20 protein-coding genes are annotated in these 19,785 nt (G+C 72.2%); 9 read left to right on the top strand and 11 right to left on the bottom strand.

Annotated elements, in window-relative coordinates; genetic code table 11:
- A partial coding sequence (locus EHS43_RS08220; RefSeq protein ID WP_148104026.1) for a TetR family transcriptional regulator occupies nucleotides 1-632 on the bottom strand: 632 nt, incomplete at its 3' end.
- Nucleotides 633-804: 172 nt separating this feature from the next.
- On the opposite strand from EHS43_RS08220, the gene EHS43_RS08225 reads away from it, so the two are divergent.
- Entirely contained in the window at nucleotides 805-2,031 is a 1,227-nt protein-coding gene (locus EHS43_RS08225; RefSeq protein ID WP_125189870.1) for an acyl-CoA dehydrogenase family protein, read from the top strand.
- 39 nt (nucleotides 2,032-2,070) lie between these two features.
- Here the strand turns inward: EHS43_RS08225 and EHS43_RS08230 are convergent, their stop codons facing one another.
- The 6 genes from EHS43_RS08230 to EHS43_RS08255 form a co-directional block, all read right to left on the bottom strand.
- Nucleotides 2,071-3,285: a cytochrome P450 gene (locus EHS43_RS08230; RefSeq protein WP_125189871.1), complete on the bottom strand. Its 1,215-nt coding sequence runs from the start codon at nucleotides 3,283-3,285 to the stop codon at nucleotides 2,071-2,073.
- Between the two features lie 141 nt (nucleotides 3,286-3,426).
- Nucleotides 3,427-3,663, bottom strand: a complete 237-nt coding sequence (locus tag EHS43_RS08235; RefSeq protein ID WP_037710150.1) for a DUF6213 family protein — start codon at nucleotides 3,661-3,663, stop codon at nucleotides 3,427-3,429.
- A gap of 25 nt (nucleotides 3,664-3,688) precedes the next feature.
- A complete protein-coding gene (locus tag EHS43_RS08240; protein ID WP_125189872.1) occupies nucleotides 3,689-5,074 on the bottom strand; it encodes an NADP-dependent succinic semialdehyde dehydrogenase in 1,386 nt (461 codons plus the stop codon).
- A gap of 71 nt (nucleotides 5,075-5,145) precedes the next feature.
- A complete protein-coding gene (locus tag EHS43_RS08245; RefSeq protein ID WP_125189873.1) occupies nucleotides 5,146-5,607 on the bottom strand; it encodes an NUDIX domain-containing protein in 462 nt (153 codons plus the stop codon).
- Nucleotides 5,604-7,142: an ATP-dependent DNA ligase gene (locus EHS43_RS08250; RefSeq protein ID WP_125189874.1), complete on the bottom strand. Its 1,539-nt coding sequence runs from the start codon at nucleotides 7,140-7,142 to the stop codon at nucleotides 5,604-5,606. The genes EHS43_RS08245 and EHS43_RS08250 overlap by 4 nt, the downstream gene beginning before the upstream one ends.
- A gap of 29 nt (nucleotides 7,143-7,171) precedes the next feature.
- Nucleotides 7,172-8,095 carry an NAD(P)/FAD-dependent oxidoreductase gene (locus EHS43_RS08255; protein ID WP_125189875.1) on the bottom strand — a complete coding sequence of 308 codons (924 nt, stop codon included), beginning with the start codon at nucleotides 8,093-8,095 and terminating at the stop codon, nucleotides 7,172-7,174.
- 64 nt (nucleotides 8,096-8,159) lie between these two features.
- Here EHS43_RS08255 and EHS43_RS08260 point away from each other — a divergent pair, with 64 nt between their 5' ends.
- Both EHS43_RS08260 and EHS43_RS08265 read left to right on the top strand, forming a co-directional pair.
- A complete protein-coding gene (locus tag EHS43_RS08260) occupies nucleotides 8,160-8,732 on the top strand; it encodes a helix-turn-helix domain-containing protein (RefSeq protein ID WP_125189876.1) in 573 nt (190 codons plus the stop codon).
- A 91-nt stretch (nucleotides 8,733-8,823) separates the two neighbouring features.
- Nucleotides 8,824-9,660, top strand: coding sequence for a prephenate dehydratase (locus tag EHS43_RS08265; RefSeq protein WP_125189877.1), 837 nt, complete (start codon nucleotides 8,824-8,826; stop codon nucleotides 9,658-9,660).
- Nucleotides 9,661-9,715: 55 nt separating this feature from the next.
- Here the strand turns inward: EHS43_RS08265 and EHS43_RS08270 are convergent, their stop codons facing one another.
- Nucleotides 9,716-10,189 (bottom strand): DNA starvation/stationary phase protection protein, encoded by a 474-nt coding sequence (locus tag EHS43_RS08270; RefSeq protein ID WP_125189878.1) that lies wholly within the window; start codon nucleotides 10,187-10,189, stop codon nucleotides 9,716-9,718.
- Nucleotides 10,190-10,420: 231 nt separating this feature from the next.
- On the opposite strand from EHS43_RS08270, the gene EHS43_RS08275 reads away from it, so the two are divergent.
- From EHS43_RS08275 to EHS43_RS08295, 5 genes are all read left to right on the top strand, one after another.
- Nucleotides 10,421-11,389, top strand: a complete 969-nt coding sequence (locus EHS43_RS08275) for an NADPH:quinone oxidoreductase family protein (RefSeq protein WP_125189879.1) — start codon at nucleotides 10,421-10,423, stop codon at nucleotides 11,387-11,389.
- Nucleotides 11,386-12,567, top strand: coding sequence for an acyl-CoA dehydrogenase family protein (locus EHS43_RS08280; RefSeq protein ID WP_125189880.1), 1,182 nt, complete (start codon nucleotides 11,386-11,388; stop codon nucleotides 12,565-12,567). Before EHS43_RS08275 ends, EHS43_RS08280 begins: the two co-directional genes overlap by 4 nt.
- The gene (locus EHS43_RS08285) at nucleotides 12,564-13,637 is read left to right on the top strand and encodes an acyl-CoA dehydrogenase family protein (RefSeq protein ID WP_125189881.1); all 1,074 of its coding nucleotides are present in this window, start codon (nucleotides 12,564-12,566) and stop codon (nucleotides 13,635-13,637) included. Before EHS43_RS08280 ends, EHS43_RS08285 begins: the two co-directional genes overlap by 4 nt.
- 171 nt (nucleotides 13,638-13,808) lie before the next feature.
- Nucleotides 13,809-14,666 (top strand): phosphatidylinositol-specific phospholipase C/glycerophosphodiester phosphodiesterase family protein, encoded by an 858-nt coding sequence (locus tag EHS43_RS08290; RefSeq protein ID WP_125189882.1) that lies wholly within the window; start codon nucleotides 13,809-13,811, stop codon nucleotides 14,664-14,666.
- Nucleotides 14,667-14,797: 131 nt separating this feature from the next.
- On the top strand, nucleotides 14,798-14,992 hold the full coding sequence (locus tag EHS43_RS08295; RefSeq protein ID WP_125189883.1) for a hypothetical protein: 195 nt from the start codon (nucleotides 14,798-14,800) through the stop codon (nucleotides 14,990-14,992).
- A gap of 28 nt (nucleotides 14,993-15,020) precedes the next feature.
- On the opposite strand, the gene EHS43_RS08300 is transcribed toward EHS43_RS08295, so the two are convergent.
- The 3 genes from EHS43_RS08300 to EHS43_RS08310 all read right to left on the bottom strand — a co-directional run bounded on the left by EHS43_RS08300 (nucleotide 15,021) and on the right by EHS43_RS08310 (nucleotide 17,955).
- A complete protein-coding gene (locus tag EHS43_RS08300; RefSeq protein WP_125189884.1) occupies nucleotides 15,021-16,259 on the bottom strand; it encodes a phosphodiester glycosidase family protein in 1,239 nt (412 codons plus the stop codon).
- 73 nt (nucleotides 16,260-16,332) lie between these two features.
- A complete protein-coding gene (locus EHS43_RS08305; protein ID WP_125189892.1) occupies nucleotides 16,333-16,719 on the bottom strand; it encodes a DUF779 domain-containing protein in 387 nt (128 codons plus the stop codon).
- Nucleotides 16,720-16,788: 69 nt separating this feature from the next.
- A complete protein-coding gene (locus EHS43_RS08310; RefSeq protein WP_260470437.1) occupies nucleotides 16,789-17,955 on the bottom strand; it encodes an NUDIX domain-containing protein in 1,167 nt (388 codons plus the stop codon).
- A gap of 159 nt (nucleotides 17,956-18,114) precedes the next feature.
- On the opposite strand from EHS43_RS08310, the gene EHS43_RS08315 reads away from it, so the two are divergent.
- Nucleotides 18,115-19,764, top strand: coding sequence for a cellulase family glycosylhydrolase (locus EHS43_RS08315; RefSeq protein ID WP_125189886.1), 1,650 nt, complete (start codon nucleotides 18,115-18,117; stop codon nucleotides 19,762-19,764).
- Nucleotides 19,765-19,785: the final 21 nt, after the last annotated feature.

Consider the following 19,785-nt stretch of genomic DNA (forward strand, 5'->3'; position numbering starts at 1 on the left):
CCTCCCACCTTGTCCCCCGCCGCAGCAAGCCGCCCCCACAGCAGGTCAGCCATGCTCCGCACCAACTCCGCCCGGGAACACGGCCGTTCCCCCAGCCACCAGTCACCCGCCGCGTACATCATCCCGACGATCCCGTGCCCCCACACCCGGGACAGCAGCTGGCTGCCGGGCCCGAGGTCCAGCCGGTCCTCGATGACCTGCCCCAACTCTTCACCCATCCTCCGCAGCAGGGGCGCGGAATGCTTACCGACGTCGAAGCCCTGGTCCCCGGTCTGGCCCGCCTCGGCGGGGTGCATCAGGAACCGGTAGACCTGTGGCCGGGCCTCGATGGCCGCGAGATAGGTGTCCAGGGTCGCCTCGACCCGCTCGCGCCGGTCCGCCGGGGCGTCCAGCGCCGCGCGCAGCGAGTCCAGCAGGGCGTCGGTGTGCCGCTTGGCGAGAGCGGCGTAGAGTCCACCCTTGTCACCGAAGTGCCGGTACAGGATCGGCTTGGTGATACCCGCCTCCGCGGCGATCGCGTTCATCGAGGCCTGCGGCCCGTCGCGCAGCACCACCCTGTCCGCGGCCTCCAGCAGCTCGCGCCGCCGGCGGTCGGCGGACCGCTGCTGATCGGTCCGCTGTGTGGTGTCCATGTGCTCTCCCCACCCGTGCTGAATCGGTAACGCCTGCGCAAACTAACACTCGGCAGCTGATGGGCATCGAACAGGCTGCTGACCGGTCAGCGGGAGTTGACTTTTCCTACCCGTGGGTAACAGACTCGGGTTACCGCAAGTAACATGCACGTGCGTCGCCGCTGGAGGGGACATGGCCGAGTTCACCATGGAGCTCAACGACGAACAGAAGGAGGTCCGGGACTGGCTGCACGGCTTCGCCGCCGACGTCATCCGCCCCGCGGCCGCCGAATGGGACGAGCGTGAGGAGACTCCCTGGCCGGTCATCCAGGAGGCCGCGAAGGTAGGCATCTACTCCCTCGACTTCTACGCCCAGCAGTACTTCGACCCCACCGGGCTCGGTATCCCCATGGCGATGGAGGAGCTGTTCTGGGGCGACGCGGGCATCGCCCTGTCGATCGTAGGCACCGGCCTCGCCGCCGTGGGCGTTCTCGCCAACGGGACCGAGGAGCAGATCGGCACCTGGATCCCCCAGATGTACGGCGACGCGAACGACGTCAAGGTCGCCGCGTTCTGCTCGTCCGAGCCCGACGCCGGTTCCGACGTGGCCTCCATGCGCACGCGTGCCGTGTACGACGAGGCCAAGGACGAGTGGGTGCTCAACGGCACGAAGACCTGGGCGACCAACGGCGGCATCGCCAACGTCCACGTCGTCGTCGCGGTCGTCGACCCGGAGCTCGGCTCCAAGGGCCACGCCTCCTTCATCGTGCCGCCGAACACGCCGGGCCTGTCCCAGGGCCAGAAGTTCAAGAAGCACGGCATCCGCGCCTCGCACACCGCCGAGGTCGTCCTGGAGGACGTGCGGGTGCCCGGCTCCTGCCTCCTCGGCGGCAAGGAGAAGCTCGACCACCGCCTCGCCCGGGCCCGCGAGCGCGCGAAGACCGGCGGCGAGCGCGTCAAGAACGCGGCGATGGCCACCTTCGAGGCGTCGCGGCCCGCCGTGGGCGCCATGGCCGTCGGCACCGCCCGTGCCGCCTACGAGGTCGCCCTCGACTACGCCAAGACCCGTGAGCAGTTCGGCCGGCCGATCATCGACAACCAGGGCGTGGCGTTCCAGCTCGCGGACATGCGCACCTCCATCGACGCGGCCCGCCTCCTGGTCTGGCGCGCCTCCTGGATGGCGATCAACGGCAAGCAGTTCACCGCCGCCGAGGGCTCGATGTCGAAGCTCTTCGCGAGCGAGACGGCGAAGAAGGTCACCGCGCAGGCGGTCCAGATCCTGGGCGGCAACGGCTACACCCGGGAGTACCCGGTGGAGCGGATGCACCGGGACGCCGCGATCTACACCATCTTCGAGGGCACGAGCGAGATCCAGCGACTGGTCATCGCGCGGACGCTGTCGGGGATGCCCATCCGTTAGGACGGGCGGCTCCGGAGAACCACGAGCCCTTCGGAGCCGTCACCACGTCACCGGGAGCGACTCCGGGCCGCGGAGCCACGTGCCCTTCTTGAAGGGCACCCGCTCCGGCGGCACCGCGTGCCGCAGCCCGGGCACCCGGTCGAGCAGTGTCTCGACCAGCAGCTCGACCGCCATACGGGACGGCGTCGCGCCCGGGCAGGAGTGCGGGCCGGAACCGAAAGCGAGGTGCTGGCCGGTGGCGCGGTCGAAGTCGATCGTCTCGGGGTACGGGAAGACCTCGGGGTCGCGGTTCGCGGCCAGGTACGACACGTAGATCGCGTCGCCCGCCCGGATCCGCACACCGGCGACCCCGACGTCCTCCAGGGCGATCCGCGCCAGGCCGACCGCGTTGCGGTGCGGCACGCAGCGCAGCAGCTCCTCGACGGCCCGCGGGCGGATCTCCGGCTCGGCGCGCAGCCGTTCGGTCAGGTCGGGGCGGGTCAGCAGCAGATGCAGCAGCTGCCCGCCGTGGTCCGTCAACGCCTCGCCGCCGAGCTGGAGCGCCACGGCGTACCCGGCGGCCTCCTCCAGCGTCACCTCGCCGCGGCCCACGGCGGCCCCGAGCAGGGAGGCCACGTCCGTACCGGTGGCGCCCTCCCTGAGCCCGATGAGGTCACAGAAGTAGGCGCCCATCTCGTTCCTGGCCCGCTCGCCCGCCGTCGCGCCGTGCGAGGAGGACAGGACCAGCCGGGCCCAGATCCGCATGCCGTGCCGGTCCGCGGCCGGCACGCCCGTCAGCTCGCAGATCACGGCATCGGCGAACGGGGTGAGCACCGCCGCGGTGAGGTCGGCGGGGGGACCGTCCTGGAGCAGCTCGTCGACCAGCTCGTCGAGCATCCGGCGGGACTTCTCCCGTACCCGCCGCACGCCCTCCGGGGTGAACGCCGCGGCCACTGAACGGCGCAGCCGGGTGTGCTCCGGCGGGTCGAGGAGGCCGACCGCGCCGGGCCGCGGGACGAAGTGCGGGGCGAGCCGGGTGACCTGCTCGTCCAGGACCGCGGCACGGCTCAGGCGCGGATCGTCGGCCACCGCGCGCACATCCGCGTACCGGGTGACCAGCCAGGCCCAGCCCTCGCCGTGGGGCAGCTGGATCCGGGTGACGGGGCCCTCGCGCATCAGCTCGGTCAGCACCGGGTCGAACTCGGCGCCCTTCAGGTCGAGTGCCGGCCAGTGCCGGATCGGGGGCAGGATCTCGGTGATCGTCTCTTCGCTCATCGCACGCCGTCCCGTCCCGGAACCGAAGACTGGTCCCGTCCACGATGTCCCGGGCGGCGGACGACTTCGCGCCGGACTGCTCCGAACGCGGGAACCGCGCGACCGGTCACGACCGGCCACGCGGACGACGTACGGCGACCGCTACGGAGCCCCGCCGCTGCTGTGCGCGATGCACGCGACGTCGATCCGGTCGGCGAGCTTCGCGAGCTCGATCGTCAGCGCGGCGACCGTGTCCTCGTCCAGCCCCTCCGAACCGGCCTCGACCAGGTGCAGCCACCGCCCGCCGAGACTGCGGAGCAGCTTGCTCACATCGGCCGCGGCCACCTGAAGGGTCCCGCGGTCGTCGACGATCAGAGGCAGAGTCACTTCGCGGTTCACACCCGGGATGTTAGCCGCGCAACTGTCACGCTCCGTGCCAAACCGTCGTGATGTTGCAGAACTCCCTGATTCCGTGCCCGGACAGCTCACGCCCGTAGCCGGACCGTTTCACCCCGCCGAACGGGAGCGCCGGATGCGAGGCGGTCATCCCGTTGACGAAGACCCCGCCGGCCTCCAGGTCCCGCACGAACCGGTCGACCTCGGCCTCGTCCCGGGTCCAGACGTTGGAACTCAGCCCGAACGCCGAGTCGTTGGCGATCAGCACCGCCTCGTCGAGGTCGGCCGCCCGGTACAGCGTGGCCACCGGCCCGAAGGTCTCCTCGCGGTGGATGCGCATCTCGCGGGTCACGTCGGCGATGACGGTCGGCGGGTAGTACCAGCCGGGTCCCTCCGGCCGCTGCCCGCCGCACAGCACGCTCGCCCCGCTGCGCCTGGCGTCGTCGACCAGCTCCTCCAGGTCGGCCCGCCCCTGCTCGCTGGACAGCGGTCCGACCTCGGTGTCCTCCTCCAGCGGGTCACCGACCTTGAGGGCCTTCATGCCCTCGACGAACCGCTCGGCGAAGCGGTCGTAGACGTCCGTGTGCACGATGAACCGCTTGGCGGCGATGCAGGACTGCCCGTTGTTCTGCACCCGCGCGGTCACCGCGATCTCGGCGGCCCGGTCGACGTCCGCGGACGGCATCACGATGTACGGGTCGCTGCCGCCCAGTTCCAGCACGGTCTTCTTCACCATGTCCCCGGCGGTGGCGGCGACCGCCCGGCCCGCGGGCTCGCTGCCGGTGAGCGTGGCCGCCTTGACGCGTTCGTCGCGCAGGATCTCGTCGATCGCGCCGGATCCGACGAGCAGGGTCTGGAAGCAGCCCTCCGGGTAGCCCGCCTGGTGGAAGAGGTCCTCCAGGAACAGGGCGGTCTGCGGCACGTTCGAGGCGTGCTTGAGCAGGCCGACGTTGCCCGCCATGAGCGCGGGCGCGGCGAAGCGGACGACCTGCCACAGCGGGAAGTTCCACGGCATCACCGCGAGCACGGGCCCGAGCGGGCGGTAGCGGACCAGGGCGCGCGAGGCGCCGGAGTCCTTGACGTCGCCCTCGGCGGGCTCCTCGTCGGCCAGCAGCGACTCGGCGTGCTCGGCGTACCAGCGCATGGCCTTGGCGCACTTGGCGGCCTCGGCGCGGGCCTGCTTGACCGGCTTGCCCATCTCGGTCGTCATGACCTTGGCGATGTCCTGCTGGATGTCGTCGAGCAGCCCCGCGGCCCGGTTCAGGAGGCGGGCGCGTTCCTCGAAGGAGGTCGTCCGCCAGGTGCGGAACGTCGCCTCCGCGAGCTGGAGCCTGCGCTCGATCTCCTCCTCGCCCATGGCCTGGTACGTCTTGAGCGTCTCGCCGTTCGCCGGGTTCACCGTCGCGATGGGCATGACCGACCTCCAAAAGAGCTGACTGTGCTTCGACCTTCCCGCGCGGCGGGGGCGGCCGCAACGCGTGGACGTCAGGGCGAGTGCTCAGCCAGCCGGTCGAGAAACGCGGCCTGCGCCCTGACGATCACGGCCCGGGCCCGGTCGAGGCCGAACCACGCGACGCGGTCCAGTTCCGGGAACTCCTGCGTCCTGCCGGACTTCGGCGGCCACTCCATGCTGAACACCCCCGGCACCACGGTCGCCGGATCGAGGTCCGCCTCGATCGCCCAGGCCGTGACGACCTTGCCGTTCGTCTGCCGGACCTCACCCAGCGCCACGGCCGTTCCGTCGGGCGGCTCCAGGCCCAGTTCCTCGCGGAACTCGCGGCGGGCCGCGTCCCAGGCCGACTCCGCCCCGGGCTCGTACTCGCCCTTCGGCACACTCCAGGCCCCGGCGTCCCGGCGCGCGAAGAACGGGCCGCCCATATGGCCCAACAACACCTCCAGGCCGTCCTCGGTGTGCCGGAACAACAGCAGGCCGGCGCTCGTCCTCATGGCCGCACCTCGGGGTGCGCGGCCAGCAGCGTCTCCACGGTGTCGGCGTCCTCGGGACTCTTGTCCTCGCGGTAGCGGACCACGCGGGCGAAGCGCAGGGTGACGCCGGCCGGGTAGCGGGTCGACCGCTGGAGGCCGTCGTAGGCGATCTCGACGACGAGTTCGGGCCGTACCGTCACCGTGTAACCGCTGCTGTCCACGGCCAGTTCCTGGAGGCGCTCGGTCTGCCAGGCGAGCATCGCGTCGGTCATGCCCTTGAAGGTCTTGCCGAGCATGGCGTAGCCGCCGTCGGCCGTGCGGGCGCCGAGGTGCAGGTTGGAGAGCCTGCCGGTGCGGCGGCCGTGGCCCCACTCGGCGGCCAGCACCACCAGGTCGAGGGTGTGCACGGGTTTGACCTTCAGCCAGGACGCGCCGCGCCGGCCCGCGCTGTAGGAGGCGTCGAGGGATTTCACCACGACGCCCTCGTGACCGCGCTTCAGGGTCTCGGCGAGGAACTCCTCGGCCTCGTGGACGTCCTCGGGGCCCGACACCAGGGCCCGCCGCACCCGCATCGGCTCGGGCACCAACCGGGCCAGCTCCGCGTGCCGTTCGGCGAAGGGCAGGTCGAGGAGGTCGCGGTCGTCGACGGACAGGACGTCGAAGAAGACGGGGGAGACGGGGACCGCCTCGGCGGCCGTCGTCACGTCCACCCGGGAGCCGACCCGGCCGGCCGTCTCCTGGAACGAACGCGGCCGCCCGTCCTCGTCGAACGCGATGACCTCCCCGTCCAGGATGAACCGCTCGCCCCGCAACTCCAGCGCGGCGGCCGTCAGTTCGGGCAGCCGGTCGGTGATGTCGTCGAGGGTGCGGGTGTACAGCCGTACGACGTCGCCGTCCCGGTGGAGCTGGACGCGGATGCCGTCCAGCTTCTCCTCGACCGCGCAGCTGTCGAGCTTGCCGACCGCCTCGGCCACCGAGGAGGCGCTGTGCGCCAGCATCGGCAGGACCGGGCGGCCCACCGTCAGGCGGAAGCGTTCCAGGGCGGGCGGGCCGTCGGTGAGCAGGGCCTCGGCCACCGTCTGGAGGGAGCCCGCGAGCATCACGGCTCGGCGTACGTCCGCCGGGGGCGCGCCGGTCGCCCTGGCGAGGCCCTCGACCGCCACCGCGTCCAGCGCGCCCTGCCGTACCTCTCCGGTGAGGAGCCCCAGCAGGAACCGCTGCTCGCCCTCGGTGGCGGCGCCCATCAACGCGCCGACCAGCCGGGCGCGTTCGGCCTGCGAACCCGCGCCCGCCACCTTGCCGAGCTCGCTCAGCAGGGCGTCCACCGCGCGCACGGTCAGGGTCGGCTCGGCGGCCGGGGCGACCGGGCGGCCCAGCACCTTCCAGCCGACGCCGAGCCGGCCCTGCGGGAGCCGTCCCGCCAGGTACGGGATCACGATCGGGACGTCGTCCGCCTCGGCGTCGCGGAACAGCTCGGCGAGGAGCGCGATCTTCTTCGAGCGTGCCGAGGTCGCGGCGACGTCCTGGGACACCTGGGCCAGCCGGGCAAGCAACATGCTTCCAGGGTGTACCGGAGGAGGCCGCTCTACACCCCGGCGGCCGCGTCGAGATCGCTCATCAGCAGCTCGCCGTTGATCGTGGCGGCCGCCCGGTAACCGGCGCTCGCCGCGTTGATCACCTGCTCGCCGAAACCGGCCGCGTTGCCGACGGCGTACACGCCCGGCACGGTCGTCCGCCAGTTCCCGTCGACCACGGGGTAGCTGCCGAAGGGCGTCTCCTGGAACTCGGCCCCCAGCCGCTCCAGCAGGCCGTTGCGCGGTACGGCACGGGGAGCGGTGAAGACGACCTCGCGCGCGTGCGCCGTGCCGTCCGCCAGCCGTACGGCGGTCAGCCGGTCGTCGCTCACCACCAGCCCGGCGACCTCGCCGGGCACCACCCGCACGCCGGCCGTGGCCAGCCTGCGCAGGTCGTCGTCGGAGAGCTCGGACTCGTCGACCGTGTGCAGGAACAGGGTCACGTCCTTCGACCACTGCGAGACCATCAGCGCCTGGTGCACGCTGAGCGGGCTGGTGGCGAGCACGCCGAAAGCCTGGTCGCGGACCTCCCAGCCGTGGCAGTACGGGCAGAGCAGGACGTCCCTGCCGAAGCGCTCGGCGACGCCGGGCACGTCCGGCAGCTCGTCGGCCAGGCCTGTCGCGAGGACCAGCCGACGGGCCCGCACCGCACGTCCGCCCGCCAGGGTCACGGCGAAGCCCGGCGCGACCTCGGTCACCCGGTCCCGGACCAGCTCGACGCCGTACCCCTTGACCTCCTCGCGGCCGATCGCGAGGAACTCGGCGGGTGGCATGCCGTCCCGGGTGAGGAAGCCCTGCATGTGCGCGGCGGGCGCGTTGCGCGGCTCGCCCGCGTCGACGAGCAGGGTGCGGCGCCGGGCCCGGCCCAGGACCAGGGCGGCGGACAGACCTGCCGCGCCGCCTCCGACAACGATCACTTCATAGGTCTCGGTCATGCCGACACGGTCGCTCCGCGGACGCGGGATTGACAAACGAAGTTGCCGATTCTGCAATATCGGTATGAGTACCGACGACGTTCTCGCCGAAGTGGGACCGAGGCTCAGGCGGCTGCGCAAGGACCGGGAGGTGACCCTTGCGGCCCTCTCGGAGACCACCGGCATCTCCGTGAGCACGCTCTCCCGGCTGGAGTCCGGGCTGCGCAAGCCCAGCCTGGAGCTGCTGCTGCCGATCGCCCAGGCCCACCAGGTGCCGCTGGACGAGCTGGTCGGCGCCCCGCCGGTCGGCGACCCCCGGGTGCGGTCGGCGCCGCTCGAACGGCACGGGCGCACCTTCTGGCCGCTCACCCGGCAGCCCGGCGGCCTCCAGGCCTTCAAGGTACTGGTGCCGCGCCGCGACGAGGAGCCGGAACTGCGCACCCACGAGGGCTACGAGTGGCTGTACGTGCTGGCGGGCCGGCTGCGGGTGGTGCTGGCCGAACACGACGTGGTGCTGACGGCGGGGGAGGCGGCGGAGTTCGACACCCGGGTGCCGCACTGGTTCGGCTCGACCGGGGAGGGCCCGGCGGAGTTCCTCAGCCTCTTCGGGCCGCAGGGGGAGCGGATGCACGTCCGGGCGCGCCCCCGGAAGGCGTGAGCGGGGGCGCCGCTGGACACCCGGCTCCCGGACCGGGCGTTCCTGGTACGTTACGGAGCTTCCGCCGCCCCACGACAAGAGACCGAGCCCCGTGACGACCGTCGCTTACCAAGGTGAACCCGGATCCAACTCGGCGACCGCCGCGCACACCCTGTACCCCGGGTGCGACGAACAGCCCTGCACGAGTTTCGAGCAGGCGCTGGACGCGGTGACGCTGGGCACGGCCGACGTCGCCGTGATCCCGGTCGACAACTCCGCGGCGGGCCGGGTGGCGGACGTGCACCACCTGCTGCCCGAGTCGGGGCTGTTCATCATCGCCGAGCACTTCCTCGCGATCCGCTTCGACCTGATGGGCGTGCCCGGGGCGACTCCGGACCGGGTGGAGTGCGTACGCAGCCATGTGCACGCCCTCGGACAGTGCCGCAAGGTGCTGCGGGAGGGCGGCTGGCGCACTCTCGTCACCGACGACACCGCCGGAGCGGCGCGTGAGGTGGCCGAACTGGGCGACCCGCGGCACGCGGCGCTCGCCCCGCCCGCAGCGGCCGCGCTGTACGGCCTCGACGTGCTGCGCCCCGGGGTCGAGGACGACCCCGACAACACCACCCGGTTCGTCGTCCTGTCCCGGGAGGCCGCCGTGCGCCCCGACACGGGCGAGCCGACGATGACCAGCCTGTTCTTCTCCGTGCGCAACATCCCGAGCGCCCTGTTCAAGGCGCTCGGCGGATTCGCCACCAGCGGGGTGAACCTCACGAAGATCGAGAGCTACCAGGTGGGGGCGGGACTCGACGCCAGCCGCTTCTACGTCGAGGTCGAGGGCCATCCCGACGAGCCGCATGTCGCCCTCGCGCTGCACGAACTGGGCTTCTTCTCCACCGAGGTACGGATCCTGGGCGTCTACTCGGCCCATCCGCACCGGCTGGAGCGCTGAACGGCGGTCCTGGGGTGCCCTAGGTGTATGTCCCCAACCTCACGGGGCAATACACCTAGTCCCGGTGCTCGGCCTGGAACATCCAGCTCTGCTTCTCCAGGTCGGCGGTGAGGCCGATCAGCAGGTCCTCGGTCACGGGGTCCGCCGGGCCGGTCTGCTCGATGCGTTCCCGCATCCGCTCGACGACCGCGGAGAAGGTCCGCACCAGCGCCCCGACGGCGTCCACGTCCTTCGTCCAGCCGGGTGAGAACTCCGGCACCCCGCTGGTGGCCGCGACGGTCGCGGCCCGGCCGTCCGGGCTGACGCCCAGCGCCGCGGCGCGCTCGGCCACCGTGTCGGCGTAGGTGCGGGCCGTGGTGACCACCTCGTCGAGCTGGAGGTGGATGGAGCGGAAGCGCGGCCCGTACAGGTTCCAGTGCGCCTGCTTGGCGACCAGGGAGAGGTCGAGCAGATCCACCAGGGTCGCCTGCAGGGCGTTCCCCGCGATCTCGCGTTCCTTCTCCGGCAGCGGGCTGTTGATGACCGTCATGTGCGCGGGTCCTTTCCGGGATCGCCGGGGACCGCCCGCTGGGGCACGGGCGTCCGGTTCGTCCCTGTCACCCTGTTCAGCCCCGCCGCCTCGTGCAACCGCTGCGCGGCCCCCGGTGTGCCTGCCGACACTTTCCCCGCGGACTGTTCCCTGATCGGCAAGCGACCGCTTAGTATGCGGAGGACCCCGGTCAGACCCCGGCATGACGACGCAGTCCCGTGGAGGCCCCCCATGCAGGCTTGGCAAGTGCACGAGAACGGTGAGCCGAGCGAGGTGATGCGCCTCGCGGACGTGGCGCAGCCCGTGCCCGGCGACGGCCAGGTCCTGCTGAGGGTGCGCGCCGCGAACATCAACTTCCCGGACGTGCTGATGTGCCGCGGCCACTACCAGGTCCGCCCGCCGCTGCCCTTCACGCCGGGCGTGGAGATCTGCGGCGAGACCGAGGACGGGCGGCGCGTGATCGCCAACCCCGCGCTCCCGTACGGCGGTTTCGCCGAGTACGCCGTCGCGGACGCCGCCGCTCTGCTGCCCGCGCCGGACTCGCTGGACGACGCCGAGGCCGCCGCGCTGCACATCGGCTACCAGACGGGCTGGTTCGGTCTGCACCGGCGCGCCCGCCTGGAGGCCGGAGAGACGCTGCTGGTCCACGCCGCCGCCGGAGGGGTCGGCAGCGCGGCCGTGCAGCTCGGCAAGGCCGCCGGCGCCACCGTCATCGGTGTCGTCGGCGGCGCCGAGAAGGCCGCCGTGGCCCGCGAGCTGGGCTGTGACGTGGTGGTCGACCGGCGGAGCGAGGACGTCGTCGCCGCCGTGAAGGAGGCCACCGGGGGCCGGGGCGCGGATGTCGTGTACGACCCCGTGGGCGGCGAGGCCTACACGCAGTCGACCAAGGTCGTCGCCTTCGAGGGACGGATCGTGGTCGTCGGCTTCGCGAGCGGGACCATTCCGAGCCCCGGCCTCAACCACGCCCTGGTGAAGAACTATGCCATCCTCGGCCTGCACTGGGGCCTGTACAACACCAAGAACCCCAAGCTGGTCCAGCACTGCCACGAGCAGCTCACCGAACTGGCCGCGCGGGGCGCGATCAAGCCGCTCATCAGCGAGCGGGTGCCGCTCGCCGGGGCCGCGGACGCCGTGCAGCGCCTCGGTGACGGCGTGACCACGGGCCGGATCGCCGTCGTACCCACGGGAGCACAGGCATGACCGACGCAGCCGAACTGAGGCGCCGCACCACCGAGTTGCTGGCCGCGCATCCGCCCGCGAGCACGGACCGGCTGGACTTCCTCAAGGCCCGCTTCGACGCCGGACTCGCCTGGGTGCACTACCCGGAGGGCCTCGGCGGACTGAACGCGCCCCGCTCCCTCCAGGCCGTCGTGGACGCCGAGCTGGAGGCCGCGGGCGCCCCCGACAACGACCCGCGCCGCAACGGCATCGGCCTCGGCATGGCCGCCCCGACCATCCTCAAGTACGGCACCGAGGAGCAGAAGCAGCGCTATCTGCGGCCCCTGTGGGTGGGGGAGGAGGTCTGGTGCCAGCTGTTCAGCGAGCCCGGCGCCGGATCCGACCTCGCCGCGCTCGGCACACGCGCGGTACGCGAAGGCGACGACTGGGTCGTCAACGGGCAGAAGGTGTGGACGTCCGGCGCCCACAACTCCCGCTGGGCCATCCTCATCGCCCGCACCGACCCGGACGTGCCCAAGCATGCGGGCATCACCTACTTCGTCTGCGACATGACCGACCCCGGCGTCGACGTCCGCCCGCTGCGGCAGATCACGGGTGAGGCCGAGTTCAACGAGGTCTTCCTGACCGACGTCCGCATCCCCGACGACCGCCGCCTCGGCGAGATCGGCGACGGCTGGCGGGTCGCGCAGACCACGCTGAACAACGAGCGCGTCGCCATCGGAGGCATGCGCCTGCCCCGCGAGGGCGGCATGATCGGCCCGGTCTCCAGGACCTGGCGCGAACGCCCCGAACTGCGCACCCAGGACCTGCACCAGCGGCTGCTGAGGCTCTGGGTGGACTCCGAGGTCGCCCGCCTCACCGCCGAGCGCCTGCGCCAGCAGCTCGTCGCCGGACAGCCCGGCCCCGAGGGCGCCGGCATGAAGCTCGCCTTCGCCCGCCTCAACCAGGAGATCAGCGGCCTGGAGGTGGAACTGCGCGGCGAGGAGGGCCTGTTGTACGACGACTGGACCATGCGCCGCCCCGAGCTGGTGGACTTCACCGGCCGCGACGCCGGCTACCGCTACCTGCGCTCCAAGGGCAACAGCATCGAGGGCGGGACCAGCGAGGTCCTGCTGAACATCGTCGCCGAACGCGTCCTGGGCCTCCCGGCCGAGCCGCGCACCGACAAGGACGTCGCCTGGAAGGACCTGGCCCGATGAGCGACCTGCTGTACTCGGAGGAGGAAGAGGCCCTGCGGGCCGCCGTACGGGACCTGCTCGCCGACCACTGCGACGCGCCGGGCGTGATCACCCGCACCGAGTCGGACACCCCGCACGACCTCGCGGCCTGGAAGGCCCTCACGGACGGCATGGGCCTCGCGGGACTCCTGGTCCCCGAGGACAAGGGCGGCCAGGGTGCCTCCCACCGCGAAGTCGCCGTCGTCCTGGAGGAGTTGGGCCGCGCGGTCGCTCCCGTGCCGTACCTCACCAGCGCGGTCGTCGCCACCGAGGCCCTGCTCGCCTGCGACGCCGACGACCTGCTCGCCGAGCTCGCGACCGGACGCAGGACCGGCGCCCTCGCCGTCGCGCTGAACGTCGCCCCGGGCGGCGCCTACCAGGTCGTACGCCATGAGGACGGCGGCCTGCACGGGGAGTTGACCACGATCGCGGACGCCCAGGTGGCCGACGTGCTGCTGGTGCCCGCGGACGACGGCGGGCTGTACGCGGTGGACGCCTCCGCCGCGACCGTCACCCCGCAGATCCCCTTCGACCTGACCCGGCCGCTCGCGACCGTCACCCTCGACGGGGCGCCGGGCCGCCTGCTGGGCGACGCAGAAGCCGCCGTGCACCGCGCCCTGCGGGCCGGGGCCGGACTGCTCGCCTCCGAGCAACTCGGCCTCGCCGACTGGACGTTGACCGAGACGGTGCGCTACCTCAAGGAGCGCAAGCAGTTCAACCGGCCCGTCGGCGGCTTCCAGGCGCTCAAGCACCGGCTCGCCCAGCTGTGGCTGGAGGTCGTCAACCTCCGCGCCGCCGCGCGGAACGCGGCCGACGCGCTCACCACCGGCGAGGACACCGACGTGGCGGTCGCCGTCGCGCAGGCCTACGCGGCGTCCGTCGCCGTGCACGCCGCCGAGGAGGCGCTCCAGCTCCACGCCGGGATCGGCATGACGTGGGAGCACCCGGTCCACCTCTACCTGAAGCGGGCCAAGGCCGACTCGATCGCCTACGGCACGGCGGGCGCGCACCGCGCCCGGCTGGCCGAACTCGTCGACCTCCGGGCGCCCTGAGTCCTGTCCGGTGAAGCCCGCCCCACCTGGGGCGGGCTTTTCCGCGCGCCCGCGCGCGAGGAGTGAACGGGCGACGGCAGTCCGGCCAACTCCTGGCACGTACAGGTCTCTTGACGGCCGATGGGCCCCATACTCCCTGTGGTTCCGACCCGCCCCACAGGGAGGCAGAACATGGCCCTCATCACCCGTCGCAGAGCCCTCACCGCCCTCGGCGCCACGGCCGCCGCGACGCTCGCCCCGCCCGTCGGCAGTGCCTGGGCCGACAGCCGCAAGCACCGGCCCCGTCCGCTGTGGCGCGCCCACGCCCACAACGACTACGAGCATCCGCGCCCCCTCCTCGACGCCCTCGACCACCGTTTCGGCAGCGTCGAGGCCGACATCTTCCTCGTCGGCGACCAGCTCCTCATCGGCCACACCGCGGACGACCTCGACCCCGCACGCACCCTGGAGTCCCTCTACCTCGACCCGCTGGCCAGGATCGTCAAGGCCAACCACGGCTCCGTGTACCGCGGTGACCGCCACCCGCTCCAACTGCTCGTCGACATCAAGACCGAGGGCTCCTCGACCTACCTCGAACTCGACCGCCATCTGCGGCGCTACCGGCACCTGTTCACGACCTGCGTCCACGGCAAGGTCGTCCCCGGCCCGGTGACCGCCGTGATCTCCGGTGACCGGGCCGCCCGCGCTCCGATGGAGGCCCAGACCGTGCGCCGGGCCTTCTACGACGGCAGGCTCGCCGACCTCGGCACCGCGGCGCCCGCCTCCCTCATCCCGCTGATCAGCGACAACTGGACCCTCAACTTCACCTGGCTCGGCGAGGGCGCCTTCCCCGACGCCGAGCGGCAGAAGCTGCGCGGCATCGTCCGGCAGGCCCACGCGCGCGGCCAGAAGGTGCGGTTCTGGGCCACCCCGGACCTGGCCGGCCCCGCCCGTGACGCCCTGTGGGCCGAGCTCCTCGCCGCCGGCGTCGACCACCTCAACACCGACGACCTGGCTGGCCTGGAGGCGTTCCTCGACGCCCACCGGTAGGCGCCGTCGCGCGGGCCCGGACACCACTCGTTCGGAGGACACTTCAGCCGCCCGGACGAACCCTCCGCTACGCCACACTTGCGGCCGAACGCCGCGAAACAGACTCAGTGGCGTGGCGGAGGAGGCTGTCCATGGCGATTTCCATCTCGGTACTGGTGCTGCTGCTCATCCTGGCGGTGGTTTTCGTGCGCGGCGGCGGACTCAAGGTCTCCCACGCACTGGTGTGCACGCTGCTCGGCTTCTGTCTCGCCGGCACGAGCTTCGCGCCCACCATCCACAGCGGTCTCACGGCGACGGCCGACATCGTCGGCAGTCTGCGCCCCTGAACGCAGCCCCTGACCGCAGTCCCTGGCTTCAACTCGCGCTGAAGACCCCGATGCCGTTCGGTACGGGCCGTTCGGCGCCCCCCGACGGGTGGTTGAGGGCGGTGACGGCGCCGGTGCCCGGCATGCGGGCGGCCATGGTCGTGGAGCCGCCGCCGTCCAGGCTGAAGGCGTCGATCGAACCCAAGGTCCGCATGGTGTCGGCGACTTCGGCCATCGTCAGCCCCCGGCGATAGTCCGGGGCACCGTCCAGCGCGAGCAGATACAGCCGCCGTCCACCGTCCGCGACACCCACGGCCGTGCGCACGGCCGACGTCGTGTCGTCGAGTCCGGGCAGCGGGCGGCCGCCGACGAGCACCGGATAGCCGCCGAGTGCGAAGCGGTACGCAACTCTCGCCGAACTCGCGACCAGTCGGTGCTGCACCGTCACCGCCGAGCCGACCGAGAGTTTCCGCAGCTGCTGCGCACCCGCCTCCCGGCCCACGAGCACGGTGGTGCCGGCGGCGATCGGCCCGCTGCCCGGCGTGTCGGCGACGGCGACCACCTGTCCGTCACGGACCGTCACCTCATGGGTGTCGGTGCTGCACGGGGCGGCCCGGTCCGTGTCCGTCCCGCAGGTCGCCCGCACCCGGGACGCGCTGCCCCAGTCCGGGGTGAACGCCCCGACCGAACCGACGGGCAGCGCGTACTGGTTCAGCCCGCCGAGCGGCAGTTGCCCCGCGGGCGTCCGCACCTCCCCGTCGAGCGCCAGGGCGTCGAGGCGGGCAAGGCGGTCGGTGCCCACGCCGAACACGTCCTTCGTACCGGTGCCGGGCGGCAGGGCGGGCCCGAAGCGCTGGCCTTTCGGCACCGCGGCCTTGAGCGCACGGCCCTGCGCGATCGCCGGGCCCACACTGGCGCCGGTGGCCTCGACGCCGGGGTGCTGGGTCTCGGAGATGTTGAAGAAGTCCCCGTTCACCCCCGCGAGAGCGCCCTGCGCGCCGGCCATCCCGGACACCGTGGCCCGCGCGGCCACCGCCCCCGGATACAGCAGCTCCACTCGCACCCGCGGTTCGTCGAGGTCCACACGGAGCACATGGGCGTGCGCCGGACCGGCGGCCGCGGAGATGTCGAACTGCTCGTACCGCACTCCCGCCGCGAGCTGTGTCCACCCCTGCGCGGCGCCGGCCGGTGCCGCCCCCACCAGGGCCGCACCGGCCAGCGTGCCGAGTGCCGCGAGAAGTGCCAGTACCGATCCGCCTGCGCCGGAACGTCTTTGACGGTGCGTCACAGCTCACCCCTGAGGTCGTGTCGACTGTCCCAGAACTCAGGGGAAGTGCACCAGACGACGGTGAGCCGAGGGGCTACTCGGCGCCGACCACACGCGAACGGATGAGGAAACGCACCCCCTCGGGTGCCTCCAGCGAGAATCCGCTGCCCCGGCCCGCGACGACATCGACGATCAGCCGGGTGTGGGCCCACACCTCGTACTGGCTCCTCGACATCCAGAAGGTCACCGGCTCCCCTACCCCCGGCACGTCCAGCTCGGCGAGCAGCACGTCCGAGCCGCCGGTGCGGAACTCACCCTCCGGGTAGCACATCGGCGCGCTTCCGTCGCAGCAGCCGCCCGACTGATGGAACATCAGCGGCCCGTGCGCCTCGCGCAGCCGGCGCAGCAGTTCGGCGGCCGCGGGCGTGAGCTCGACACGCGGCACCTCGTCGTACACGGCACGTGCGGAATCCTCGTCCATGGTCGCCGAGTCCAGCACAGGCAAGGTTGCGAGGGGGTTGCACCGCGACCTGGAGAGGTCGCACGGCTCCTATCCGGCGAACGGCGTGAAGTGGGCCGGTGTGTGGTCGATCGGCAGGTCCGGGCGCCAGGCGGTCAGGCCCTGGGCGCTGCACACGAAGAGGCCGAGCGGGAGCCGGTCCAGGGGGAACCAGCGCCAGTCGCCGACCCGTTCGCCGGGCTGGTCGCGGGGCTCGCCCCGCCAGGCGGTGACCTGGGTGGCCACCGTCATCCGCACCACGCCGTCGACGTCGTCGAGGAGAGTGCCGAGCAGCCTGACATCGGCGGGGTTGGCCTCGACACCGGTCTCCTCGCGGAGTTCGCGCACGACCGTCTCCGCGAGCGACTCCCCGGGCTCCACCGTGCCGCCGGGCAGCTCCCAGGTGCCGCGCCGGTGCCGGCCGAGAAGCAGTCCCCGGGGTCCGTGGAGGATGGCGCCGACGCCGATCGCGGCGTGCGGGACGGGCGCGCGGCTGCTCCGCGGGCGGGAGGAGACGCGGACCGGACGGGTCACGCGGAAGAGCCGGTAGGAGGCCTGATTGCCAGCCTCCGGCGTGTCGAGGACGTCGACGCCCTCGACCCGCAGGCCGTGCTCGCCGAGCAGGTCCGTCCAGAGCTCCTCGGTCAGCACCCACATCCGCACGGTCGCCTCCCCGCCCCCGGCGAACCGCAGGATCTCGGGCCGGGCCGCGACGACGGAGGAGGGGCCGTCGCCGCGCGAGTTGGTGTGCAGCACGGTGAAGCACAGCGTTCCGCCGGGCCGCAGGGCCGCGGCAAGGGCGGGCAGCAGCCTGCGGGGGTCGATGTACGGCACGGCGTTGACGGAGTAGACGACGTCGTACGGTTCCGCCGCGCCGAGGTGGTCGACGGCGTCGGCCCTGATCAGGCGCAGGCCGGGCAGGGAGTCGTAGCGGGCGCGGGCACGCGCGTACTGCGTGGGGGAGGAGTCGACCGCGTCCACCGAGGCGCCGTACGTCCGCACGAGGTGGGCCGCGTGCCGGCCGGGGCCGCAGCCGAGGTCCAGGATCCGCCGCCCGGTGAGCTCGCCGAGGAGCTCGGCGCCCGGGCCGGTGTCCCGCGGGCCCCAGTCGAACCGTTCCAGCTCCGGCAGTGCGGTGCCGCGTCGCAGATGGTGGTCGCCGTAGGCGTGCCAGGCCTCGGCGTTGGCGGAGCCGGGGTCGACGGGTCGGGTGCTCAACATGCCTCCCAGATGTGGTGGTCGAGGCTCGGAACCCTAGGGCGTGGCGGCTCCCTTTGCCGTCGCGCATCTTGACGTGTACTTGACGGTTGGCTTCCATGGGGAGCGCGTGGGAGCGCTCCCACGCCACCTTCGACTGCCTCACCCCCTGGAGCCGCAGTGAGAAGAACGAGAAAGAGCCCCCTGAGCACCCTCCTGGCCCGGCTGGCGGCCCTCGTCGGGCTGGTGGTGCTCGGCGCCCTCTGCCCCGGCGCGGCCCAGGCCGCCCAGGAGCCCGGCGTCCAGGCCGCCGGTCTGCACATCAGCAACGGCCGCCTGGTCGAGAGCAACGGCAACGACTTCGTGATGCGCGGCGTCAACCACGCCCACACCTGGTACCCGAACGAGCTTGATTCGCTGGCCGACATCAAGGCGCGGGGCGCCAACACCGTCCGCGTGGTCCTCGCCGACGGCCACCGCTGGACCGCCAACACCGCCTCGGACGTGGCAAATGTCATCGCGCAGTGCAAGGCCAACCGGCTCATCTGCGTCCTGGAGGTGCACGACACCACCGGCTACGGCGAGGACGGCGCCGCCGGCACCCTCGACCAGGCCGCCGACTACTGGATCGGCCTGAAGAACGTCCTGGCCGGCCAGGAGAACTACATCATCGTCAACATCGGCAACGAGCCCTGGGGCAACACCGATCCGGCCGGCTGGACCGCCCCGACCATCGCCGCGATCAAGAAGCTGCGGAGTGCCGGCCTCGAGCACACGATCATGGTGGACGCGCCCAACTGGGGCCAGGACTGGCAGCAGGTCATGCGTGCCAACGCCCAGTCCGTGTACGCGGCCGACACCACCGGCAACCTGGTCTTCTCGATCCACATGTACAGCGTCTACGACACCGCGGCCGAGATCACCGACTACCTGAACGCCTTCGTGAGTGCCCGACTGCCCATCGTGATCGGGGAGTTCGGCGGGCCGGCCGACCAGTGGGGCGATCCGGACGAGGACACCATGATGGCCACCGCCGAGCAGCTCGACATCGGCTATCTGGCCTGGTCCTGGAGTGGTAACACCGATCCGATCCTCGACATGGTCCTGAACTTCGACCCGACGCAGCTGACGTCGTGGGGGCAGCGGGTTTTCAACGGCGCCAACGGCATCGCCCAGACCGCCAAGGAGGCCACGATCTTCGGTGGCGGCTCCACCGACACCCAGGCCCCGACCACTCCCGGCACCCCCACCGCCTCCGCGGTGACGGCGACCTCCGCCACGCTGTCCTGGACGGTGTCCTCTGACAACGTTGGCATCGCCGCCTACGACGTGGTGCGGATCGGCGGCGGCACCGAGACCAAGGTCGCGTCCGCCACCGGCACTTCGGTGACCGTGACCGGGCTGAGCGCCGACACGGCCTATTCCTTCGCGGTCTACGCCCGGGACGCCGCCGGCAACCGGTCGGCCCGTTCGGCGGCGGTGAACGTCACCACGGCGAACTCGCCCGCCGGGAGCTGCTCCGTCGGCTACCGGGTGGTCGGCGAGTGGCAGGGCGGCTTCCAGGGCGAGATCGTCATCCACAACACCGCGGCCGCCGCGGTCACCGGCTGGAAACTCGGCTTCGCCTTCGCCAACGGGCAGACCGTCTCCACCATGTGGGGTGGGACCGCCGCACAGAGCGGTGGCGCGGTGACCGTCACCCCGGCGTCCTACACCAACACCATCGCGGCCGGGGGTTCGGTGACCCTCGGGTTCATCGGGAGCAAGGGCGCCACGAACGCCGCGCCGACCGCTTTCACTCTCAACGGGGCGGCCTGCGTGAACGGTTGATGGCCCCCAGGTATCAGGTCA

Source organism: Streptomyces sp. RP5T, assembly GCF_003933965.1.
Taxonomy (GTDB): Bacteria; Actinomycetota; Actinomycetes; order Streptomycetales; family Streptomycetaceae; genus Streptomyces.

What these genes read in the sequence shown, in the direction of transcription:
- EHS43_RS08225 (WP_125189870.1), top strand. Translation starts at nt 805, where the DNA reads ATGGCCGAGTTCACCATGGAGCTCAACGACGAACAGAAGGAGGTCCGG.
- EHS43_RS08230 (WP_125189871.1), bottom strand. Translation starts at nt 3,285, where the DNA reads ATGAGCGAAGAGACGATCACCGAGATCCTGCCCCCGATCCGGCACTGG.
- EHS43_RS08240 (WP_125189872.1), bottom strand. Translation starts at nt 5,074, where the DNA reads ATGCCCATCGCGACGGTGAACCCGGCGAACGGCGAGACGCTCAAGACG.
- EHS43_RS08245 (WP_125189873.1), bottom strand. Translation starts at nt 5,607, where the DNA reads ATGAGGACGAGCGCCGGCCTGCTGTTGTTCCGGCACACCGAGGACGGC.
- EHS43_RS08250 (WP_125189874.1), bottom strand. Translation starts at nt 7,142, where the DNA reads ATGTTGCTTGCCCGGCTGGCCCAGGTGTCCCAGGACGTCGCCGCGACC.
- EHS43_RS08255 (WP_125189875.1), bottom strand. Translation starts at nt 8,095, where the DNA reads ATGACCGAGACCTATGAAGTGATCGTTGTCGGAGGCGGCGCGGCAGGT.
- EHS43_RS08260 (WP_125189876.1), top strand. Translation starts at nt 8,160, where the DNA reads ATGAGTACCGACGACGTTCTCGCCGAAGTGGGACCGAGGCTCAGGCGG.
- EHS43_RS08270 (WP_125189878.1), bottom strand. Translation starts at nt 10,189, where the DNA reads ATGACGGTCATCAACAGCCCGCTGCCGGAGAAGGAACGCGAGATCGCG.
- EHS43_RS08275 (WP_125189879.1), top strand. Translation starts at nt 10,421, where the DNA reads ATGCAGGCTTGGCAAGTGCACGAGAACGGTGAGCCGAGCGAGGTGATG.
- EHS43_RS08280 (WP_125189880.1), top strand. Translation starts at nt 11,386, where the DNA reads ATGACCGACGCAGCCGAACTGAGGCGCCGCACCACCGAGTTGCTGGCC.
- EHS43_RS08285 (WP_125189881.1), top strand. Translation starts at nt 12,564, where the DNA reads ATGAGCGACCTGCTGTACTCGGAGGAGGAAGAGGCCCTGCGGGCCGCC.
- EHS43_RS08290 (WP_125189882.1), top strand. Translation starts at nt 13,809, where the DNA reads ATGGCCCTCATCACCCGTCGCAGAGCCCTCACCGCCCTCGGCGCCACG.
- EHS43_RS08295 (WP_125189883.1), top strand. Translation starts at nt 14,798, where the DNA reads ATGGCGATTTCCATCTCGGTACTGGTGCTGCTGCTCATCCTGGCGGTG.
- EHS43_RS08305 (WP_125189892.1), bottom strand. Translation starts at nt 16,719, where the DNA reads ATGGACGAGGATTCCGCACGTGCCGTGTACGACGAGGTGCCGCGTGTC.